General features: G+C 69.3%; 9 protein-coding genes. 6 read left to right on the forward strand and 3 right to left on the reverse strand.

Annotated elements, in window-relative coordinates:
- Window positions 1-13 precede the first annotated feature (13 nt).
- The 6 genes from culp6 to G6N49_RS25540 all read left to right on the forward strand — a co-directional run bounded on the left by culp6 (window position 14) and on the right by G6N49_RS25540 (window position 12533).
- Complete coding sequence (culp6, locus tag G6N49_RS25515; protein WP_083045540.1) at window positions 14-1021, forward strand: carboxylesterase Culp6; 1008 nt, start codon at window positions 14-16, stop codon at window positions 1019-1021.
- A 223-nt stretch (window positions 1022-1244) separates the two neighbouring features.
- Window positions 1245-3134 (forward strand): long-chain-fatty-acid--AMP ligase FadD32, encoded by a 1890-nt coding sequence (gene fadD32, locus G6N49_RS25520; protein WP_083045539.1) that lies wholly within the window; start codon window positions 1245-1247, stop codon window positions 3132-3134.
- A 52-nt stretch (window positions 3135-3186) separates the two neighbouring features.
- Complete coding sequence (pks13, locus tag G6N49_RS25525; protein WP_011857374.1) at window positions 3187-8712, forward strand: polyketide synthase Pks13; 5526 nt, start codon at window positions 3187-3189, stop codon at window positions 8710-8712.
- A 6-nt stretch (window positions 8713-8718) separates the two neighbouring features.
- Window positions 8719-10269, forward strand: coding sequence for an acyl-CoA carboxylase subunit beta (locus G6N49_RS25530; protein WP_011562384.1), 1551 nt, complete (start codon window positions 8719-8721; stop codon window positions 10267-10269).
- Window positions 10270-10280: 11 nt separating this feature from the next.
- A complete protein-coding gene (locus G6N49_RS25535) occupies window positions 10281-11120 on the forward strand; it encodes a pyridoxamine 5'-phosphate oxidase family protein (RefSeq protein WP_011857373.1) in 840 nt (279 codons plus the stop codon).
- 117 nt (window positions 11121-11237) lie between these two features.
- Window positions 11238-12533, forward strand: coding sequence for a serine/threonine-protein kinase (locus G6N49_RS25540; RefSeq protein ID WP_011857372.1), 1296 nt, complete (start codon window positions 11238-11240; stop codon window positions 12531-12533).
- Window positions 12534-12571: 38 nt separating this feature from the next.
- On the opposite strand, the gene G6N49_RS25545 is transcribed toward G6N49_RS25540, so the two are convergent.
- Genes G6N49_RS25545 through G6N49_RS25555 form a run of 3 tightly spaced genes read right to left on the reverse strand, consistent with a single transcriptional unit; the run spans window position 12572 to window position 20441 of the window.
- Window positions 12572-13885: an HNH endonuclease signature motif containing protein gene (locus G6N49_RS25545; protein ID WP_011857371.1), complete on the reverse strand. Its 1314-nt coding sequence runs from the start codon at window positions 13883-13885 to the stop codon at window positions 12572-12574.
- Window positions 13886-13941: 56 nt separating this feature from the next.
- Window positions 13942-17145 (reverse strand): arabinosyltransferase domain-containing protein, encoded by a 3204-nt coding sequence (locus G6N49_RS25550; RefSeq protein WP_011857370.1) that lies wholly within the window; start codon window positions 17143-17145, stop codon window positions 13942-13944.
- Window positions 17142-20441, reverse strand: a complete 3300-nt coding sequence (locus G6N49_RS25555) for an arabinosyltransferase domain-containing protein (RefSeq protein ID WP_011857369.1) — start codon at window positions 20439-20441, stop codon at window positions 17142-17144. The genes G6N49_RS25550 and G6N49_RS25555 overlap by 4 nt, the downstream gene beginning before the upstream one ends.
- Window positions 20442-20443: the final 2 nt, after the last annotated feature.

Genomic DNA, 20443 nt, shown 5'->3' on the forward strand with positions numbered 1-20443 from the left:
AGCCGATTACCCCATGCCGAAAACCAGTCGACGCAAACGCCACCGCATCCTCGCCCTGGCCGCCGCCGGGGCGATGGCCCTGGTGGTGGTGTTGGTCGTCGCCATCATCGTGGTGGTGATGCGCAAACCCGACACCCCGGACACGGCGCTGCCCCCCACCGCGGTGCCGCCGACGAGTGTGCCGTCGACCGGTAAGCCTCGCCCGGAGTTCCAGGACGCCAGCTGCCCGGACGTGCAGTTGCTGGCCATCCCGGGGACGTGGGAGTCCTCGCCGCAGATGGACCCGTTCAACCCGACCCAGTTCCCGATCGCGTTGCTGCTCAACGTGACGAACCCGCTGCGCGCCGAATTCGGCAACGACCGCCTGGAGATCTACACGGTTCCCTACACCGCGCAGTTCCACAATCCGTTCTCCGCCGACAGGCAGATGTCGTACAACGACAGCCGCGCCGAGGGCACCCAGGCCGCGGTGAAGGCGCTCGTCGACATGAACAACCGCTGCCCGTTGACCAGCTACGTCATCGTCGGGTTCTCACAGGGGGCGGTGATCGCCGGCGACATCGCCAGCGACGTCGGCAACGGCCGCGGACCGATCGACCAGGATCTGGTGCTCGGGGTGACCGCGATCGCCGACGGCCGCCGTGAGAGCGGGGTGGGCCAGACGGTCGGACCGACCCCGCCCGGGGTGGGTGCCGAGATCACGCTGCAGGAGGTGCCGACGCTGAGCGCCCTTGGGCTGAGCATGACGGGTCCGCGCCCCGGCGGTTTCGGGCAGCTCAACGACCGCACTTTCGAGATCTGCGCACCGGGGGATCTGATCTGCGCCGCCCCCGAATCGGCGTTCTCCATCGTGAACCTGCCGCGCACGCTGGAGACCCTGGCCGGCGGTGCCGGACAGCCCGTCCATGCGATGTACGCCACCCCGCAGTTTTGGCAGGTCGACGGTCAGCCGGCGACGGGATGGACGCTGAACTGGGCGCGGAACCTCATCGAGAGCGCGCCGCAACCAAAACATGGTTGACACGTGACCGAAGTTGATTTGGCGAGTGCCAGTACGGCCCTTAACATGCTTGATATTAAGAGATAACTAAGGCTGAGCGATCGCTGACGCGGGTGCGTCGACGCCGGCACCCGCCCGCAGCGCGAGTAACATTTTGAGGTTCGGGTCCGCGCCGTCCGCCGAGAGACTGCAGCGCCCGTGAGAAAGCCGTGCAGAAAGCCGCGGTTTGACAGGAGAGTGTGAAATGCCGTTCCACAACCCGTTCATCAAGGACGGCCTCATCAAGTTCCCCGACAACGGGAACCTGGTGCGTCACGTCGAGCGATGGGCGAAGGTGCGTGGCGACAAACTGGCGTACCGCTTCATCGACTTCTCCACCGAACGCGACGGGGTCGAGCGCGACCTCACCTGGGCCGACTTCGGCGCCCGCAACCGCGCCGTCGGCGCCCGCCTGCAGCAGGTGACCCAGCCCGGCGACCGCGTCGCGATCCTGTGCCCGCAGAACCTCGACTACCTCGTCGCATTCTTCGGCACGCTGTACTCCGGCCGCATCGCCGTGCCGCTGTTCGACCCGAACGAGCCCGGCCACGTCGGACGCCTGCACGCCGTCCTCGACGACTGCACACCGTCGGCGATCCTGACCACCACCGAGGCCGCCGAGGGTGTGCGCAAGTTCTTCCGCACCCGGCCGGCCAACCAGCGTCCCCGCGTCATCGCCGTCGACGCGGTCCCCAACGAGGTCGGTCAGACCTGGGAGCCCGTCGACGTCCACCAGGAGACCATCGCCTACCTGCAGTACACCTCCGGTTCCACGCGTATCCCGACCGGTGTGCAGATCACCCACCTGAACCTGGCCACCAACGTGGTGCAGGTGATCGAGGCGCTCGAGGGTGAGGAAGGCGACCGGGGTGTGTCCTGGCTGCCGTTCTTCCACGACATGGGTCTGATCACGATCATGATCTCGCCGATGATCGGGCACTACATCTCGTTCATGACGCCCGCCGCGTTCGTCCGCCGCCCCGGCCGCTGGATCCGCGAGATGGCCCGCAAGGAGGGCGAGACAGGCGGCGTCATCTCCGTCGCGCCGAACTTCGCGTTCGACCACGCCGCCGCCCGCGGAGTGCCCCGCGAGGGCGAACCGGCGCTGGACCTGTCCAACGTCAAGGCGCTCCTCAACGGCAGTGAACCGATCTCGGCGGCGACGGTCCGCAACTTCAACGAGGCGTTCGGGCCGTTCGGGTTCAAACCGCAGGCCATCAAACCGTCCTACGGGCTGGCCGAGGCCACGCTGTTCGTGTCGACGACCCCGGTCAACGAATCGCCGAAGATCGTCACCGTCGACCGCGACGAACTGAACAGCCACCGCTTCGTCGAGGTGCCGCCGGATTCGCCGAAGGCCGTCGCGCAGGCGTCGGCGGGCAAGGTCGGCGTCGCGGAATGGGCGGTCATCGTCGACCACGACACCGCCACCGAACTGCCCGACGGCCAGATCGGCGAGATCTGGATCTCCGGGCAGAACATGGGCACCGGCTACTGGGGCAAGGAAGAGGAGACCCAGGCGACATTCCGCAACATCCTCAAGTCGCGGACGAACCCGAGCCACGCCGAAGGCGCGCCCGACGACGCGATGTGGGTGCGCACCGGTGACCTCGGGGCCTTCCACGACGGCGACCTCTACATCACCGGCCGCGTCAAGGACCTGGTGATCATCGACGGCCGCAACCACTATCCGCAGGATCTCGAGTACTCGGCGCAGGAGGCCACCAAGGCGCTGCGCACGGGATTCGTCGCGGCGTTCTCGGTGCCGGCCAACCAGCTTCCCGACGAGGTCTTCGACAACGCGCACGCCGGTCTCAAGCGCGACCCCTCCGACACCTCCGAACAGCTCGTCATCGTCGGTGAGCGGGCGCCCGGTGCCCACAAGCTCGACATGGGCCCGATCGCCGACGACATCCGCGCCGCGATCGCCGTGCGCCACGGCGTCACGGTGCGCGACGTGCTGCTGACCCCGGCCGGAGCGATCCCGCGTACGTCGAGCGGCAAGATCGGCCGCCGGGCGTGCCGCTCGGCCTACCTCGACGGAAGCCTCCGCAGCGGGAAGGTCGCCAACGCCTTCCCCGACGAGACGGACTGACGAGACGGACTGACGCCCCCTCACACATACACCGCCGCGGGCGGCGAAAGAGATGAACATGTCTGAAACACCGAACAATTCGCCCTCCGCTGAGAATCAGCCGATCGTCGCCCAGGGCGAGGGTGGCCCGCTGCGTCCCGCGCAGGTCGACATGACCGTCGCCGAGATGCGCGAATGGCTGCGCAACTGGATCGCCAACGCGACCGGCCAGAACGCCGACAACATCGACGAGCAGACCGCGATGGTGGAACTCGGCCTGTCCTCGCGCGACGCGGTCGCGATGGCCAGCGACATCGAGGACCTCACCGGTGTCACGCTGACGGCGACCGTGGCGTTCCGCCATCCGACCATCGAGTCGTTGGCGACGGTGATCATCGAGGGTGAGCCCGAGGTCGAGCACGACGACGACGGTACCGACTGGAGCCGTGAGCGCGATGTCGACGACATCGCGATCGTGGGTCTCGCCACCCGCTTCCCGGGCGATATGAACACCCCCGACGAGATGTGGGAGGCGCTGCTCGAGGGTCGCGATGCGATCACCGATCTGCCCGAGGGCCGGTGGGAGGAGTTCCTCGGTGAGCCGCGGATCGCCGAGCGGGTCGCCAAGGCGGCCACCCGCGGCGGCTACCTGTCGGACATCAAGGGTTTCGACGCCGAATTCTTCGCGCTGTCGAAGATGGAGGCCGACAACATCGATCCGCAGCAGCGGATGGCGCTCGAGCTGACGTGGGAGGCGCTCGAACACGCCCGCATCCCGGCGTCGAGCCTGCGCGGTGAGCGGGTCGGCGTGTACATCGGCGCGTCGAACAACGACTACAGCTTCATGTCCGTGGCCGATCCGGGCGTCGCGCACCCGTACGCGATCACCGGCACCACCAGTTCGATCATCGCCAACCGGGTGTCGTACTTCTACGACTTCCGCGGCCCGTCGATGGCGATCGACACCGCATGTTCGAGTTCGCTGGTCGCCGCCCACCAGGGGGTGGCCGCGCTGCGCGCAGGCGAGGCCGACGTCGCGGTGGTCGGCGGCGTCAACGCGCTGATCACCCCGCTGGTGACCATCGGGTTCGACGAGGTCGGCGGTGTGCTCGCACCCGACGGCCGGATCAAGTCGTTCTCGCAGGACGCCAACGGCTACGCCCGCTCCGAGGGCGCAGGCATGCTGGTGCTCAAACGCCTCTCCGATGCGCGGCGCGACGGTGACGAGATCTACGCCGTGATCGCGGGCAGCGCGGTCAACCACGACGGCCGGTCCAACGGTCTGCTGGCGCCCAACCCGGACGCGCAGGCCGAGGTGCTGCGCAAGGCCTACAAGGACGCCGGCATCAACCCGCGCGACGTCGACTACATCGAGGCGCACGGCACCGGCACCATCCTCGGCGACCCGATCGAGGCCGACGCGCTCGGCCGGGTGATCGGACGCAGTCGGCCGGCCGACCAGCCCGCCCTGCTGGGTGCGGTGAAATCCAATGTGGGACACCTGGAGTCGGCAGCAGGCGCGGCCAGCCTGGCGAAGGTGGCGCTGTCGCTGCGCAACGACAAGCTGCCCCCGTCGATCAACTACACCGGCCCGAACCCCTACATCGACTTCGATGCCGTGCGGTTGAAGGTCAACGACACGGTCAGTGACTGGCCGCGCTACAGCGGGCACGCCATCGCCGGCGTCTCCGGCTTCGGCTTCGGCGGCGCCAACGCGCACATGGTGCTGCGCGAGGTGCTGCCCAGCGACCTGGTCGAGCCCGAACCCGAGCAGGTGGTCGAGGTGACCGCCGAGCCGAACCAGCCCGCCGTGTACGTGGGCGGGGTGCGGATGGACGAGTACGGCGAGTTCGTCGATGAGGATGACTTGGACAACGGGGACGGTCTCGACCGGCCCGCCGCAGCGGTCGAGGACGACTACGAGCTGCCCGGACTGACCGACGAGGCCAAGCGTCTGCTCGAGGTCGCGCGCGAAGAGCTCGAAGCGGCCGAACAGCCCGTTCCGCTTGTGCCGCTGGCGGTTTCGGCGTTCCTAACCTCACGCAAGAAGTCCGCGGCCGCCGAGCTGGCCGACTGGATGGACAGTGAAGAGGGCCGGGCGTCGTCGCTGGAGTCGATCGGCCGCGCGCTGTCGCGCCGCAACCACGGCCGCTCCCGCGCGGTCGTGATGGCCCGCGATCACGACGAGGCGATCAAGGGTCTGCGCGCGCTGGCCGAGGGCAAGCAGAGCCCGAACGTCTACAGCGCCGACGGTCCCGTGACGAACGGGCCGGTCTGGGTGCTCGCCGGTTTCGGCGCCCAGCACCGCAAGATGGGTAAGAGCCTCTACCTGCGCAACGAGGTGTTCGCCGACTGGATCAACAAGGTCGACTCCCACGTGCAGGACGAGCGGGGGCACTCGATCCTCGAGCTCATCCTCGACGATGCCGTCGACTACACCGACGAGACCACCGAGCTGCCGATCGAGAAGGTGCAGCTGGTCATCTTCGCGATCCAGGTGGCGCTGGGCGAACTGCTCAAGCATCACGGCGCCAAGCCGGGTGCGGTCATCGGCCAGTCGCTCGGTGAGGCCGCCGCGGCCTACTTCTCGGGCGGCCTGTCGCTCGAGGACGCCACCCGCGCCATCTGTTCGCGCAGCCACCTCATGGGTGAGGGCGAGGCAATGCTGTTCGGCGAGTACATCCGCTTGATGGCGCTGGTGGAGTACTCCGCCGACGAGATCAAGACGGTGTTCTCCGACTATCCCGACCTCGAGGTGTGCGTGTACGCCGCCCCGACCCAGACCGTGATCGGCGGCCCGCCCGAGCAGGTGGACGCGATCATCGCCAGGGCCGAGCAGGAGGGCAAGTTCGCCCGCAAGTTCCAGACCAAGGGCGCCAGCCACACCTCGCAGATGGATCCGCTGCTCGGTGAGCTGGCCGCCGAACTGGTCGGAATCACCCCGCACCCGTTGCAGATCGGCTACTACTCGACGGTGCACGAGGGCAAGTTCCTGCGGGCGGGCAGCGAGCCGATCCACGACGTGGACTACTGGAAGAAGGGGCTGCGCCACAGCGTCTACTTCACCCACGGCATCCGCAACGCGGTCGACAACGGCCACACCACCTTCCTCGAGCTCGCCCCGAACCCGGTGGCGCTCATGCAGGTCGGGCTGACCACGATGTCGGCGGGTCTGCATGACGGGCAGCTCATCGCGACGCTGGCCCGCAAGCAGGACGAGGTCGACTCGATGACCGCGGCCATGGCCCAGTTGTTCGTCCACGGCCACGACCTCGACATGCGCACCCTGTTCCCGCGGCGTTCGCGCGGGCTGGCCGGTGCGCTGGACTACGCGAACATCCCGCCGACCCGGTTCCGGCGCAAGCCGCACTGGCTCGACGTGCGCTTCAGCGGGGACAACGCCGGTGTCATGCCGGGTAGCCACGTCGCCACCCCGGACGGCAGGCACGTGTGGGAGTACTCGCCGCGCGGTGCCGTGGACGCCCAGGCCCTGGCGGCGCTGGTGAAATCCGCTGCCTCGCAGGTGTTCCCGGAGGCGGCCGTGACGGCGGCGGAGCAGCGGGCGGTGCCAGGTGACGGCGCCCGCCTGGTGACCACGCTGACCCGCCACCCCGGTGGGGCGTCGGTGCAGGTGCACGCCCGCATGGACAACGGAGGCGAATCTTCCTTCGCTCTGGTCTACGACGCGATCGTCACCCGCGGTGGTCAGGCCGTTGCCCTGCCCGCTGCGGTCGCCACGGGGACCGTTGCTCCGCAAGCCGATTCGCTGACTCCAGCGGCCGAACCCGAGGGCGGCGACGCGGCGATCCTGTCCGACAACCTCACCCAGGGCGCGAACCTCGGTGCGGGACTGGGCAAGTGGTCGCCGGACTCCGGTGAGACCATCCACGACCGGCTCGGCACGATCGTCGGCGGCGCCATGGGTTACGAGCCCGAGGATCTGCCGTGGGAGGTGCCGCTCATCGAGCTCGGCCTGGATTCCCTGATGGCGGTGCGGATCAAGAACCGTGTCGAGTACGACTTCGACCTGCCGCCGATCCAGCTGACCGCGGTGCGCGACGCCAACCTCTATGCCGTCGAACAGCTCATCACCTACGCGATCGAGCATCGCGACGAGGTCGACCAGCTGGCCGAATCGCAGAAGGGTAAGACCGCCGAGGAGATCGCCGCCGAACAGGCCGAGCTGATGGGCGGGGCGTCGACGGTCGCCGAGCTCGAGGAGAAGCTGGCCGCGGCGGGACACCCGCTGGGCGAAGCTGCCTCAGAGCAAGCTGCGGTGATGTCCGGGGCGAACCTGACGACGGTGACCACGCCGGCGCCGGATCCGCAGGCCGAACCGAGCACCCAACAAGATTCGGCGATCCCGGCCCCGCCGACCGATCCGTCGGGACCGAACATCCCGCCGCCGCCGACCAACCCGGCCGGACCGGACACCACCGCGAAGTCGTCCGCCGCCAAGGCGGCCGCGCAGGTGCTGACCCAGGAGGCCGTCACCGAGGCGCTGGGCGCCGACGTCCCACCGCGTGACGCCGCCGAACGCGTCACGTTCGCCACCTGGGCGATCGTCACCGGCAAATCGCCGGGCGGCATCTTCAACGAGCTGCCGAAGGTCGACGACGCCACGGCGGCGAAGATGGCCGAACGGTTGACCGAACGAGCCGAAGGCACCATCACCGCCGACGACGTGAAGGCCGCCACCACCATCGAGGATCTGGCCACCACGGTGCGCGAACACCTCGAGGCGGGCAAGGTCGACGGGTTCGTCCGCGTCCTGCGTGCGCCGCAGGAAGGGAGCGACCGGATCCCTGTGTTCGTGTTCCATCCGGCCGGCGGGTCGACGGTGGTGTACGAACCGCTGATGAAGCGGCTGCCGCCGGACACCCCGATCTACGGCATCGAGCGGGTCGAGGGCTCCGTGGAGGAGCGGGCCGCGGAGTACGTGCCGAAACTGCTCGAGATGAACGGGTGGACCGAGGGCAGGTCCGGCGTGCCGTTCATCCTGGCGGGCTGGTCGCTGGGCGGGGTGCTGGCCTATGCGTGCGCCATCGGGCTCAAGCAGGCCGGTGCGGACGTGCGGTTCGTCGGCCTCATCGACGCGGTGCGCGCCGGTGAGGAGGTCCCGCAGACCAAGGAGGAGACCCGCGCCCGCTGGGAGCGCTACGCCCGGTTCGCCGAGCGCACCTTCAACGTGCAGATCCCGGAGATCCCGTACGAGGAGCTGGAGAACCTCGACGACGAGGGTCAGGTGAGGTTCGTCATGGAGGCCGTCGCGGCCAGCGGCGTGCAGATCCCCGGCGGCATCATCGAGCACCAGCGCACGTCGTATCTGGACAACCGGATGATCGACACCGCGGAGATCAAGCCGTACGACGGTCACGTCACCCTCTACATGGCCGACCGCTACCACGACGACGCGATCTACTTCGAACCGCGATACGCCACCCGCCAACCCGACGGCGGCTGGGGTGAGTATGTTTCGGAGCTGGAAGTGATCCCGATCGGCGGTGAGCACATCCAGGCGATCGACGAGCCGTACATCGCGAAGGTGGGTGCCCACATGAGCGAGGCGATCAACCGTATCGAGGCCCAGGGAAAGTAGAGCAAGTTGACCGGACGGACCACCGCACAACAGCTCGCCGAGCTCCGCGAGAAGCTGGAGCTCGCCAAGGAACCCGGCGGTGAGAAGGCCGCCGCCAAGCGTGACGCCAAGGGCATCCCGAGCCCGCGGGCGCGGATCCACGCGCTGCTCGATCCGGGCAGCTTCCTCGAGATCGGCGCCCTGGCGCGCACGCCGGGCGACCCGAACGCGCTCTTCGGCGACGGTGTGGTGACCGGCCACGGCACCATCGACGGTCGGCCGGTCGGCGTGTTCAGCCACGACCAGACGGTGTTCGGCGGTTCGGTCGGGGAGATGTTCGGCCGCAAGGTGTCCCGGCTGATGGAGTGGGTGGCCATGGTCGGCTGCCCGATCATCGGCATCAACGACTCGGGCGGGGCCCGCATCCAGGACCTGGCGACGTCGCTGGCCTGGTACGCCGAACTCGGCCGCCGCCACGAACTGCTGTCCGGTCTGGTCCCGCAGATCTCGATCATCCTCGGCAAGTGCGCGGGTGGTGCGGTCTACTCGCCGATCCAGACCGACCTCATCCTCGCGGTGCGCGATCAGGGCTACATGTTCGTCACCGGCCCCGACGTGATCAAGGACGTCACCGGTGAGGACGTCACCCTCGACGAACTCGGCGGCGCCGACGCCCAGGCCAAGTACGGCAACATTCACACGGTCGTCGACACCGAGAAGGACGCGTTCCAGTACGTCCGCGATTACCTGGGCTTCCTGCCGTCGAACACCTTCGACGACCCGCCGATCGTCAACCCCGGCCTGGAGCCGGAGGTCACCCCGCACGACCTGGAACTGGACTCGATCGTTCCCGACAGCGACAACACCGCCTACGACATGCACGAGATCCTGCTGCGGATCTTCGATGACGGTGACTTCCTCGAGGTGGCGGGGCAGGCCGGGCAGGCGATCATCACCGGGTACGCGCGGGTCGACGGCCGTCCGGTCGGGGTGATCGCCAACCAGCCGATGCACATGTCCGGGGCGATCGACAACGAGGCCTCCGACAAGGCGGCGCGGTTCGTGCGGTTCTGCGACTCGTTCAACGTCCCGCTGGTTTTCGTCGTCGACACCCCCGGCTTCCTGCCGGGTGTCGAGCAGGAGAAGAACGGCATCATCAAGCGCGGCGGCCGGTTCCTGTACTCGGTCGTCGAGGCCGACGTGCCGAAGGTGACGATCACGGTGCGCAAGTCCTACGGCGGCGCGTACGCGGTGATGGGCTCCAAGCAGCTGACGTCCGACTTCAACTTCCTGTGGCCGACGGCGCGCATCGCGGTGATCGGCGCCGAGGGTGCCGCGCAGCTCATCGTCAAACGGTTCCCGGACCCGAACGCACCCGAGGTGCAGGAGATCCGCCGGCAGTTCATCGAGGGCTACAACCGCGATATGGCGACGCCGTACGTGGCGGCCGAGCGGGGCTACGTCGACGCGGTCATCGAACCGCACGAGACCCGGCTCAAGCTGCGCAGCGCGATGCGCCTGTTGCGGGACAAGCAGATTCAGCGAGTCCAGCGCAAGCACGGCCTGATCCCGATCTGACCTTCCCGAATGTGATCACCCGCGACGTGGCGCCGAGCGCGGTGGCCGACCTGGCGTCGGCCCCGCCGCGCACCGCCCTGGCCGCCGTCGTCGACGACCACGTCGTGCTGGTGCCGGTGCGAACCGCACTCGAGGGCACTGACCCCGCCGCGGCGCCGCGCATCGTCTCGGTTCCGCCGGGCACCCCGGATCTGACCGGCCGCGACGTCGTCGTCGTCTCCGATGACGGCCCGCAGTGGTTCCGGCTGCGCTCGCTGACCGTGCGGGGTGTGGCGTCGGCCGCCGGTCACGACACCTACCGGGTGACGCCCCGCCGGACCGTCGCGTGGGATTACGGCGCGCTGCGTGACGACCCGGACGCACAATCGCCGCAGCGGCGTTCCGCGGCGCCCGCCCGCCCGTTGACCGAGTTGCCCGCCCCGGCGATCAGCCCGGCGCTCGAGGACGCCCACGTCACAATCCTCGCCACCCGCTCGGCGAAGGGGATGGCGTTCGCGGTTCCGCTGTGGTTCGTCGTGTACGACGGGTGCCTCCACGCCGCGACGTCGGCGTCGTCGTGGACCGTCCGCAACGTCACGGCCCGGCCGGAGGTGGCCGCGCTGTTCGGTGGTGAACGCGGCGAGGACGCGCGGCGGACGCTGGTCCGCGGAACCGCCCGCGCCCGGCTCGGCATGCCCGATCCGCAGGTGCTGGCACGTACGTTCGGCCGCTACTACGCGAACCCGCGCTTCGCCGCGGAGGAGGTGCGGCACATGGGGCTGTGGGGCCGGCGGATGCGGTACTACAGCCAGTCGCGGCCCGCGAGCGTGATCATCAGCCCGCAGACCGCCACCGTCTGTCGCGCCCCGTAGCGAAGAGCTGCGGAGACGCCGCAAGCCAAGGGCTACGACGAAGCAAAGGCCCACCTGGCCGCGCAGCGATGACCCCGCACTCCGACCCGCAAACGTGAGGACGCATAGTATTCGCCCATGCCGCTTGCCGAAGGTGAGGTGATCGCCGGGTACACGATCATGCGGTCCCTCGGACACGGCGGTATGGGCGAGGTGTACCTGGCCCAGCATCCACGGTTGCCGCGCCAGGACGCGCTCAAGGTGCTCACCGCCGCGGTGTCCGCCGACGACGAGTACCGCCAGCGGTTCCAGCGTGAGGCCGATATCGCGGCCACCCTATGGCATCCGCACATCGTGTCCGTGCACGACCGCGGCGACTTCGACGGCCTGCTGTGGATATCGATGGACTTCGTCCAGGGCACCGACGCGGCCCGGTTGCTCGCCGAGCGCTATCCGAACGGGATGCCGCCCGACGTGGTGGTCCGCATCATCACCGCGGTCGCCTCCGCGCTCGACCACGCCCACGAGCGAGGTCTCTACCACCGCGACGTGAAACCCGCGAACATCCTGATCGCCAATCCGGGCTCGCCCGACGAGCGGGCAATGCTGGCCGACTTCGGTATCGCCCGTCAGGCCGGTGACGCCAGCGGGCTGACCGGAACGAACATGACGGTGGGCACCGTCGCCTACGCCGCCCCCGAGCAGTTGCGCGGGGACCACATCGACGGCCGCGCCGACCAGTACGCCCTCGCCGCGACCGCCTACCAGTTGCTCACCGGCACACCGCCGTTCACGCACACCAACCCCGCCGTCGTGATCAGCGCCCACCTCACCTCGGATCCGCCCGTGATCGGGGACGTGCGCCCGGAACTGTCCGGTCTCGGGCCGGTCTTCGGCCGCGCGCTGGCGAAGTCGCCGGACAAACGGTTCGAACGGTGTGTCGATTTCGCGCGCGCACTCGAACACCGCATCGGCAGCGACGACGCCGCGATGGAGACGGTCTCGTCGAAGGCGGCGGCCCTGCCTCGGCACGCCAAGCCGGTCGCTCCCCGCCGGTGGCCGCGGGCATTGCCGATCGCGGCGGCGGCGGTGACGGTGGCGGTTTTGGCGGCCGCCGGGGTGTTCTGGTTCGTCAAGCGCGACGGCACCACGACGAACGCGGCGCCCGCGCTGCCGGTCGTCGTCGTGGGCGCGGACTGCGCGACGATGGGTGCGGCCGGGGTGACCACTACGGGCGCTCCGGCCTTCTGCGCCAAGCTGACCGATACCAACGAGACGATCTGGTCGAAATACCAGGGCGAGTTCGACAGCCCGTCGGTGCCCGCCGGGACCAACCCCGACGAGGCCAACGTGCGGGTCTGCATGGAGCAGACGAACCAGTCACAGGCCGACTGCGACGCCGCGATCAACCGCCATAACGCCGAGAACAGCTGACCCGCGACGAACAGCCTTGTGGCCCAACAACTGCGCGCTCAGTTGGTGGTGGGCGGTGGGGGCTGGAATGGTGTGTACCACCACCAGTCGGCGCGCTCCCCGGAAGGTCCCCGGTAGGGCGGCACCTGGGGTGGGGGTTGGTTGGGTGGGCGGGCCAGGGATCCCGACTCCAGCCTTCGGCCGGTGGCGTCGGTGACGGTGAGCTTTGATGCGGGTCCGGTGATGGTGATGATGCCGCGGTGGTGCAGGCGGTGGTGGTAGGGGCAGACCAGCACGAGGTTGTCGAGGTCGGTGGGTCCGCCGTCTTCCCAGTGCTGGATGTGATGCGCGTGCAGTCCGCGGGTGGCTGCGCAGCCGGGGACCACGCAGGTGCGGTCGCGGTACTCCAGGGCGCGCCGTAGGCGGCGGTTGATCAGCCTCGTGGTGCGTCCGGCGCCGATGAGTTGGCCGTCGCGTTCGAACCACACTTCGCAGGTGGCGTCGCAGCCCAGGTAGCGCCGATCGGCATCCGACAGCAATGGGCCCAGGTGGAGGGCGGCGATGCGGTCGTTGATGTCGAGGTGCATCACCACGGTGGTGCGGTCTGCGTGCGGGCGGCGGGCGGCCTCGGCGTCCCAGGCGGTGTCGATGAGGTCCATGAACGCGTCAGCCAGCCGGGGCATCGGTGGCCGGCCGGGACCTGAGGTGTCATCGGTGTCGCCGTGGTCGCGTTTCCACTGGGTGATGAGCCCGTCGAGGCGGGAGTGCAGGGCGGCGTCGACTTTCGCCGCGTCGACGTGGGGCACCTTGATGTGCCAGTAGGTGTACTGCTCGTCGGAGGTTGTGGTGATCGAGGGCTGTAGGTCCGCCGGATCGGGGAGGGGTTTCGGTTCGACGTCGGCATCGCTGACAGCGTCGGGTTCGGGTTGGCCTTGGGGTTGGGGTGGGGGTGGGGGTGGGGGTTTGATGGCGGTGCGGAGTTGGCTGACTGAGGCGTGGGTGGCCAGTTCGGCGTAGTGGTCATCGGATCCGGTGGTGGCCCGTTCGGCGATGGCGCCGACTTGATCCAGTGACAGTCGGCCCTCGCGGAGGGCTTGGGTGCAGCGGGGGAACTCGGTGAGCCGGTGGGCGATGGTGGCGATGGTTTTCGCGTTCGCCGGGGACACACCGGTTTTCCACGCCACCAACGCCGTGACGGAGCGGGCGCCGGTGGCGCCCCACAGTTGGTCACCGTCGATCTCGGCCACGATCTCCACGATGCGCCCGTCGATGGCGTTGCGCTGGCCCGTCAGCTCCGCGAGTTCCTCGAAGCACGCCTCAAGCCGCCCAGCGCGAGGCGCGCTGGGAACGAAAGCCGGTGCGCTCGAAGGCATGACACCATCATGGCAGGAGGGTCCGACACGCGACGGATTCGTGATCCGTCGACCGATTACGGCTGGATGCGGATCTCGCCCGGCTTCCACAACCCGCTGTGCGTCGCGGTGCCCAGTTCGATCTGCGCCGGTTCGGCGTCGACGACGGTGTCGAAGCGGCGCAGCGAACCCCAGTCCTGACCCCAGTCCTGCGACAGGTACGTCGACATCACCGACGCCCGCAGCAGCAGGTCGGTGATCCCGAGCAGGCCGCCGTTGAGGCCGTCCTGCCACGTGTCGGTGCTCTGCAGCTTCGCGTAATAGTCCGGTGAGATCCTGAATTTGGGTACCTCGGTCACCCCGTTGGCGTGCAGCATCGGCTGCTGGCACGGGAACGCCAGCCCGACGGCCCAGTCCATCAGCACGGGTTGCTCGGAGCCGACGTACTCCTGGACCGACCGGACCTCCGGAACCCGCGGCGGCGTCACCGCGATCCAGTCGCCCTGACCGAGGTTGAGGTCCTCGGCGACCACCCGGACCGCCACCGCATCGGTGGGGATCTGGTCGCGCGGATACCGCAGGTTGCGCCACGACGGCGTCGGACCGATGTCGTAGGGGTCGACGCGTCCGGCCGGGACCGGTGCGCCGTCGGGTCCGGGGCGCGCGTATTCCAGCGCGACGGTCTGCCCGGAGGTGAATCCCTCTGCGACGCTGAGTCCGGAGATCGTGCCCGCCGCGGTGATCACCACCAGCGGGTGGGCGTCGTCGGGCGCGGGAAGTTCGTACCACGCGGACGTCAACCGGCTTTCCTGTTGCACGCCGGTCGAATACGTGCCGGCGACCGGGACCCGTGCCGGGTCGAGGCCGTAGGGCAGCGGCACCGTGGAGCCGTTCACCCCGGGCCGGGACAGCTGTTCGGGCTGATTCCAGTCGTAGTCCGTGCCGGGCTGCGGATTGTTCAACCGGATCGCCTCGGCGATGATCCGGTCGGGAACGCCGTTGGGGGAGAAGCCGCGCGGATCCGTGCCGCCGAGCGGGCCCAGCCGGCCCCAAGAGGGTTGACCGGGGCCGCCGGGCAGCGCACGCAGGAACCCGGCGTTCGAATCGGGTTCGACGAGCACGTCGTCGGCCAGGCCGCAGCCGCCGGCGAACGCCCGGACGTTGGCCCATCCGTTGGAGTAGGTCGGGTACTGGCGCACCACGCCGACGGTCATCGACGCCACCATGAACACCACCATGAAGCCGGCGGCGACCGGAATCGGTGCGGCGGTGAGCCTGTCGACGATCCGCGATTCGGGCCGCGGGGTCAGGTGCAGCCAGAACGCCCACGCCGCGGCGATCGCGAAGAGCGCGAAGAACACCGCGCTGACCGTCACCCCGCCCAGCTGGGGAACCGAGGTGTTGAAAGGCACCCCGAAGTTCGAGACGTACCACCACCCGTTGGTGGATGCGAAGCACAGCGCCAGCACGAACAGCAGCGCCGCCAGGAACGCCATCCGGTTACGTGCCGAACGCAAGACGACCGGCGACACCAGCACCGTCGCGAGCGCCGCCACCGCCGCACCCACGGCGGCGAACAGGCCGAAGTGGTGGATCCACTTGGTGGGGGTAAACATCAGGAAGAAGATCGTGGCGAAGATGATGCCCATCAGCCGCCAGGCGGGTCCGCGCGCAACCCCGGGGATCCGCTTGCGCCGCAACATGATGAACAGCGACGCGAACAGGGACAGCGCGGTGAACAGGAACGCCACGCGGCGGGCGATCGCGCCGTCGACGGTCGGCAGGATCAGGTAGTAGTAGCGCAGGTTCTCGGTGTACCACTCCTGGCTGGGGCCGATCGCGGTGCGGATCCTGGTGGCCTCCAACACCGTTGACAACGTCTGGTCGGCGAACACCACCGCCAGCACCACGGTGCCCGCGGCGAGCAGGGGTGCGAGCAACGGCCACGTGCCGACGGAGCGCCTGCGCCGCATCAGGATTCGCAGGATCGGGCGGCCACCGGCCACCAACGCGGCGACGGCGATCAGCCCGGTCGGCTGGATGCCCAGCGTGAACGCGGCGGTGGTGATGGCCAGCGCGGCGGGTGTGAGCCGGCCGGAGGTGACGGCGCGTTCGATCAGCACGTAGGTGATCAGCGCGCCCGTGGCGATCTGGCCTTCGGGCCGCAGCCCGTTGTTGAACGGCATCCACGCACCCAGCAGGACGAACCCGGCGGCCCACAGCGCCGGGCGGCTGGCGATCACCGCGGGACCGAGGCGGGGCAGCACCTCACGAGAGAGCAGCAGCCAGCACACGACGGCGCAGATCAGGTCGGGGAGCCGCATCCAGATGCTGGAGGTGCTGACGTGGGTCATCAGCGCCAGCAGGTTGTAGTACCAGCCGAACGGATCCTCGGGGCTGCCGAACCAGCGGAAGTAGTTCGACATGTAGCCGGCGTGGTCGGCGACCCGCGCCATCTGCAGGATGTATCCGTCGTCGGATGAGTTCGCGCCGAGCACGTACCAGATCGCGAAACCGCCGAGCACGACGCCGTCGACGGCCGTCACGTTGCGCCAGCGCGTCGGGATCAGGCGGTGCATCCGCCGCCCGTCGAGGCGATCCAGCCGCCACAACGCCAGCAGCGCGACGACGGTCGAGATGATCGCCAGCAGGATCGCGGTCAGTTTCAGCGCCGTGGGCTGCGTGGTGAAGCGGGTGTCGATCGTCGCCGACAACGACATCCCCGGTGGCGCCGGTCCGGTGAGGTCGGTGAACACGCCGACGATCGCCGGCCGCAGGTTCGGATCGGAGTAACCGGTGCGCTGCGGTTGACCGGCGTTCTCGCCGGAAACCTGAGTGAGCCCGACGAACTCGGCGAACGTGCCGTCCTCGTTCGACGTGATCTCGATGCGCTCACATCCGGGGCCGGCGACCCGGTCGCGGTTCACGCTGGCGACCACCACGTTGCGCACGATGACGTCGACGCGGGTGCGGGTGACGTTGACCAGCATCGCGTTCAGCGCCGCGTCACGGCCCTCGGCCGGTGCGGTGCCGAACAACAGCCCGCCGTCGCGGGGCATGGTGCGCACCACCTCGCACGGCACCGTCGCGGTCAGGCTGACCGGCGCCTGGGAGATCAGCGGTGCGGTCACGTTGGCGAACTGTCCCTGCTGGGGCCAGTTCAATGTGGCGGTGGTCTGGACGACCGGCAACAGCGGGGTCGCCACCGCCATCACGAAGCCGAGCAGGCCGGCGATCGTGGCGACCCAGCGCGTGATCCGAACATCCCGGCCCGCCCTCACGGCAGTGCCCTGATCGGTCCGCCGCGGTTCCACCCGAACACTCGCTTCGACCCTTCCTCGATGACGGCGTTGGGCGCCTCATCGCGCGGCACGACCCGGATGAAGCGTTCGATCGAACCCCAGTCCCGGTACCAGTCGTCGCTCAGGTAGGTCGGGATCGTCGCCGTCCGCAGCAGCGCCTGGATGAACAGGAACGGCCCGCCGTCCTCGGCGGACTGCCACTGATTCGACGACGTCACCACCTGCTTGAAGTTCGGCAGGATCCGGTACTCCGGCAGTTCGGCCACCCCGAGGTGTTCGGCGAACGGCCGCTGGCACGGGAAGTTCGCCGCGGTCGCGATGTCCATCAGCACCGGCGTCTGCGAACCGAGGAACTCACTGGCGGTCTGCAGCACCGGAACCCGTGGCGGGGTGAACCCGAACCACTGATCTTCCGACAGGTTCGGATCGTCGGCGACGATGCGGGCCACGTTGGCCTCCGGCGGCGCCCAGGCCAGCGGGAAGCGCAGGTTGCGCCACGCCTTCTGCTGGACGATGTCGATCGGCTGGACCTCGCCGAGCGCCTGGTAGGACCCGTCCGGCCGGTGCACACCCCACTGCAGTTTGAGCGACTGCCCGTAGTTGAACGAGCCGTCCTCCTCGTAGTACCAGATCGCACCCGCGGCGGCGACGGTCACGAGCGGCCGGTCCGGGGTCCGTGGCGGCAGCTGGTACCACGCCGACGTCGCCTCGGCGGCCACTCCTGCCTGGTCCGAGCCGGGCTCGTTGTAGCTGCCCATCACCGGGGTGCGGTCCGGATCCAGCCCGAACGGCAGGAACACCCGCGAACCGTTGACGCCCTCGGGGCCGTAGCCGCCGCCGGTGCCCGCCGCATAGCCGACGCCGATGTTCGGTTTGTCGACCGGTCCGTCGGAGTTCACGGTGCCGGGGTTGGCCGCCACGGGTTCGGCCGGTTCGAGGGTGTCGCTGACGCCGTTGGGGGTGAACCCGACGGGGTCCTCACCGCCGAGCGGCCCGTACTCGCCGAAGCGCTGACCCGGAACCGGTTGCAGCATCCCGGCATTCGTATCGGCCTCGACGAGAACATGGTCGGCCATCGCGCAGCTGGAGTCGGACAGCCCGGACCGCAGGGCCGCCGCGTTGGCCGAGCCGATGGTGTAGACGGGGTAGCGCCCGACGGTGGCCTTGACCATCGACCCCAACTCGAGCACCACCATGATGGTGGCCACCACGAGCAGCGGGGTCGATGCCAGCGCCCGGTTGCGTCCGGTGTCGGCGACCTCGGTGTGCCCGGCGTAGTCGATGCGGAAGTGCAGCCAGCCGGCGAGGATGCCGCCGGCGATCGCGAGGACCAGGAAGATCGTGGTGACCGGGTAGCCGACGATGACCGGTTGCTTGTCGAACCAGGGCACCCCGTAGTTCGCGACGTAGAACCAGCCGTTGATCCCGGAGGTCGCCCACGCCAGCACGAACAGCAGCGCGGTGACGTACAGCGCCAGGTTCCGTCGGCTGTTGACGCCGACCCGGGCGAACGCGAACGCGGTGACCCCGCCGAGCGCACCCGCGAGACCGGCGAACGCACCGAACTGCACCGCCCACTTCGTCGGCGTGAGCGTGAGCAGCAGCAGCCCGATCGCCGTCGTCCCGGCCAGCCGCCACACCGGACCGCCGAAGGTGCCGGGCAACCGGCCGCGGCGCAGCAGCAGCACGATCAGCCCGAACAGGCACAGCAGCAGGATCAGCACGGAGAAGCGGCGGGTCAGCGAGCCGTCGACGCTCTCCTCGACGGTCAGGAAGTAATACCGCAGGAACTCCTGGTACCACGGCAGCGTCGGGCCGACGACGTACTTGATGCGCACCGATTCGGCGACGGTGGCCAGCGTCTGGTCGCGGAAGACGATGACGAACAGCAGCGATGCCGCGGCGGCGAGCGGCGCCACGGCGACCGCGACCCCGTCGACCGCGCGGCGGGCCGAGACGATGCGCGCGATGCCCCGCGCACCCACCAGCAGCGGCGCGAGGGCGATCAGCCCCTGTGGCGCCAGGGTCACCGAGAACATCGCGATCACGACGGCCACCGCCGCGGGCCACAGCCGCCGGGTGCCGATCGTGTTCTCCACGAGCATCCACACCGCGATCACCGCGAACGCGATGAGCGGTTCGGGCCGAAGGCCGTTGTTGAACGGCAGCCATGCCGCGAGGAACACCGCGGCGGTGGTCCACACCGCGACCCGGTTGGCGGCCAGTCGCCTGCCCAGGCGGGGGAGCACGCAGCGGCTGATGATCAGCCATGTCGCGATCGCCGCGGCCGTCGCGGGGATGCGCATCCACACACCGGCCGTGCTGATCGACGCGAGGTGCGCGAGCACGCTCTGGTACCAGTCGAACGGCGCCTCCGTGGCGCCGAAGTAGCGGAAGTAGTTGGCGGTGTAGCCGGCTTCGTCGGAGACCCGGGCGATCGTCAGGTTGTAGCCGTCGTCGGACGACTGAGCCCCGACCACATGCCACACCAGCAGCGCGCCGACCACCCCGATGTCGGCCAGCCACGTCGACAGGCCGACCCGCCGCCGCCGTCGCCACGCCCCGGGCACACCCCGGCCGGCCCGGCGGTCGAGGACGGCCAGCGCGATGATCGAGGCGATCACACACAACACACCCAGCGTCATCACCGCCAGCTTGAGCAGTGTGGGGCTGGTGATGAACCGGGTGTCGACGTCGATGCGGGCGGTCAGGCGGGGTTCCGATGTCGCCGCCGGGGCGGCTCCGGGCTGCGGGGCCACCTCGAGTTCGGTGAAGATCCCCGCCACCTGCGGCCGCTTGTCGAGCGACAGCGTGCCCGCGGCCCCGGGGATGCCGACGAAGTCGGCGCCCACCGAGCCGACGTTGGCCCAGACCCGCAGTTCACTGCAGGCTCCGGCGGCGATCGCCGGGCGCGGGGCGACCGCGGCGACGGTGTCGCGGAAGGCGACGACCACGTCGTCGGCGTTGGCGCGGACGAACAACCCGTTGCGGCCCGCGGCGATGCCGCCGGGCGGGATCGTGGAGAACACCAGGCCGCCGTCGGCGGGCATGGTGGCGATCGCCCGGCACGGGATCGTCACGTCGAGCGCCAGCGGGGCTCCGGAGACCAGCGGGGCGGTCAGGTCACCGACGAAGCCGTCCTCGGCGGGTGCCTGCGGCCACAGGATCGTCGCGGTGGTCTGCCTGACCGGCAGCAGCGGAGACAACGCGCACAGCACCACGCCCGCCAGACCCGCGATGACGGCGATCAGGCGGACGAAACGGTGGGCGGGCACGA

Origin of the sequence: Mycolicibacterium monacense, assembly GCF_010731575.1 — a bacterium.
In the GTDB taxonomy this organism is placed as follows: Bacteria; Actinomycetota; Actinomycetes; order Mycobacteriales; family Mycobacteriaceae; genus Mycobacterium; species Mycobacterium monacense.

Excerpts from the sequence above, each read along its gene's own strand:
- culp6 (WP_083045540.1), top strand. The coding sequence starts at position 14 with ATGCCGAAAACCAGTCGACGCAAACGCCACCGCATCCTCGCCCTGGCC.
- fadD32 (WP_083045539.1), top strand. The coding sequence starts at position 1,245 with ATGCCGTTCCACAACCCGTTCATCAAGGACGGCCTCATCAAGTTCCCC.
- pks13 (WP_011857374.1), top strand. The coding sequence starts at position 3,187 with ATGAACATGTCTGAAACACCGAACAATTCGCCCTCCGCTGAGAATCAG.
- G6N49_RS25540 (WP_011857372.1), top strand. The coding sequence starts at position 11,238 with ATGCCGCTTGCCGAAGGTGAGGTGATCGCCGGGTACACGATCATGCGG.
- G6N49_RS25545 (WP_011857371.1), bottom strand. The coding sequence starts at position 13,885 with ATGCCTTCGAGCGCACCGGCTTTCGTTCCCAGCGCGCCTCGCGCTGGG.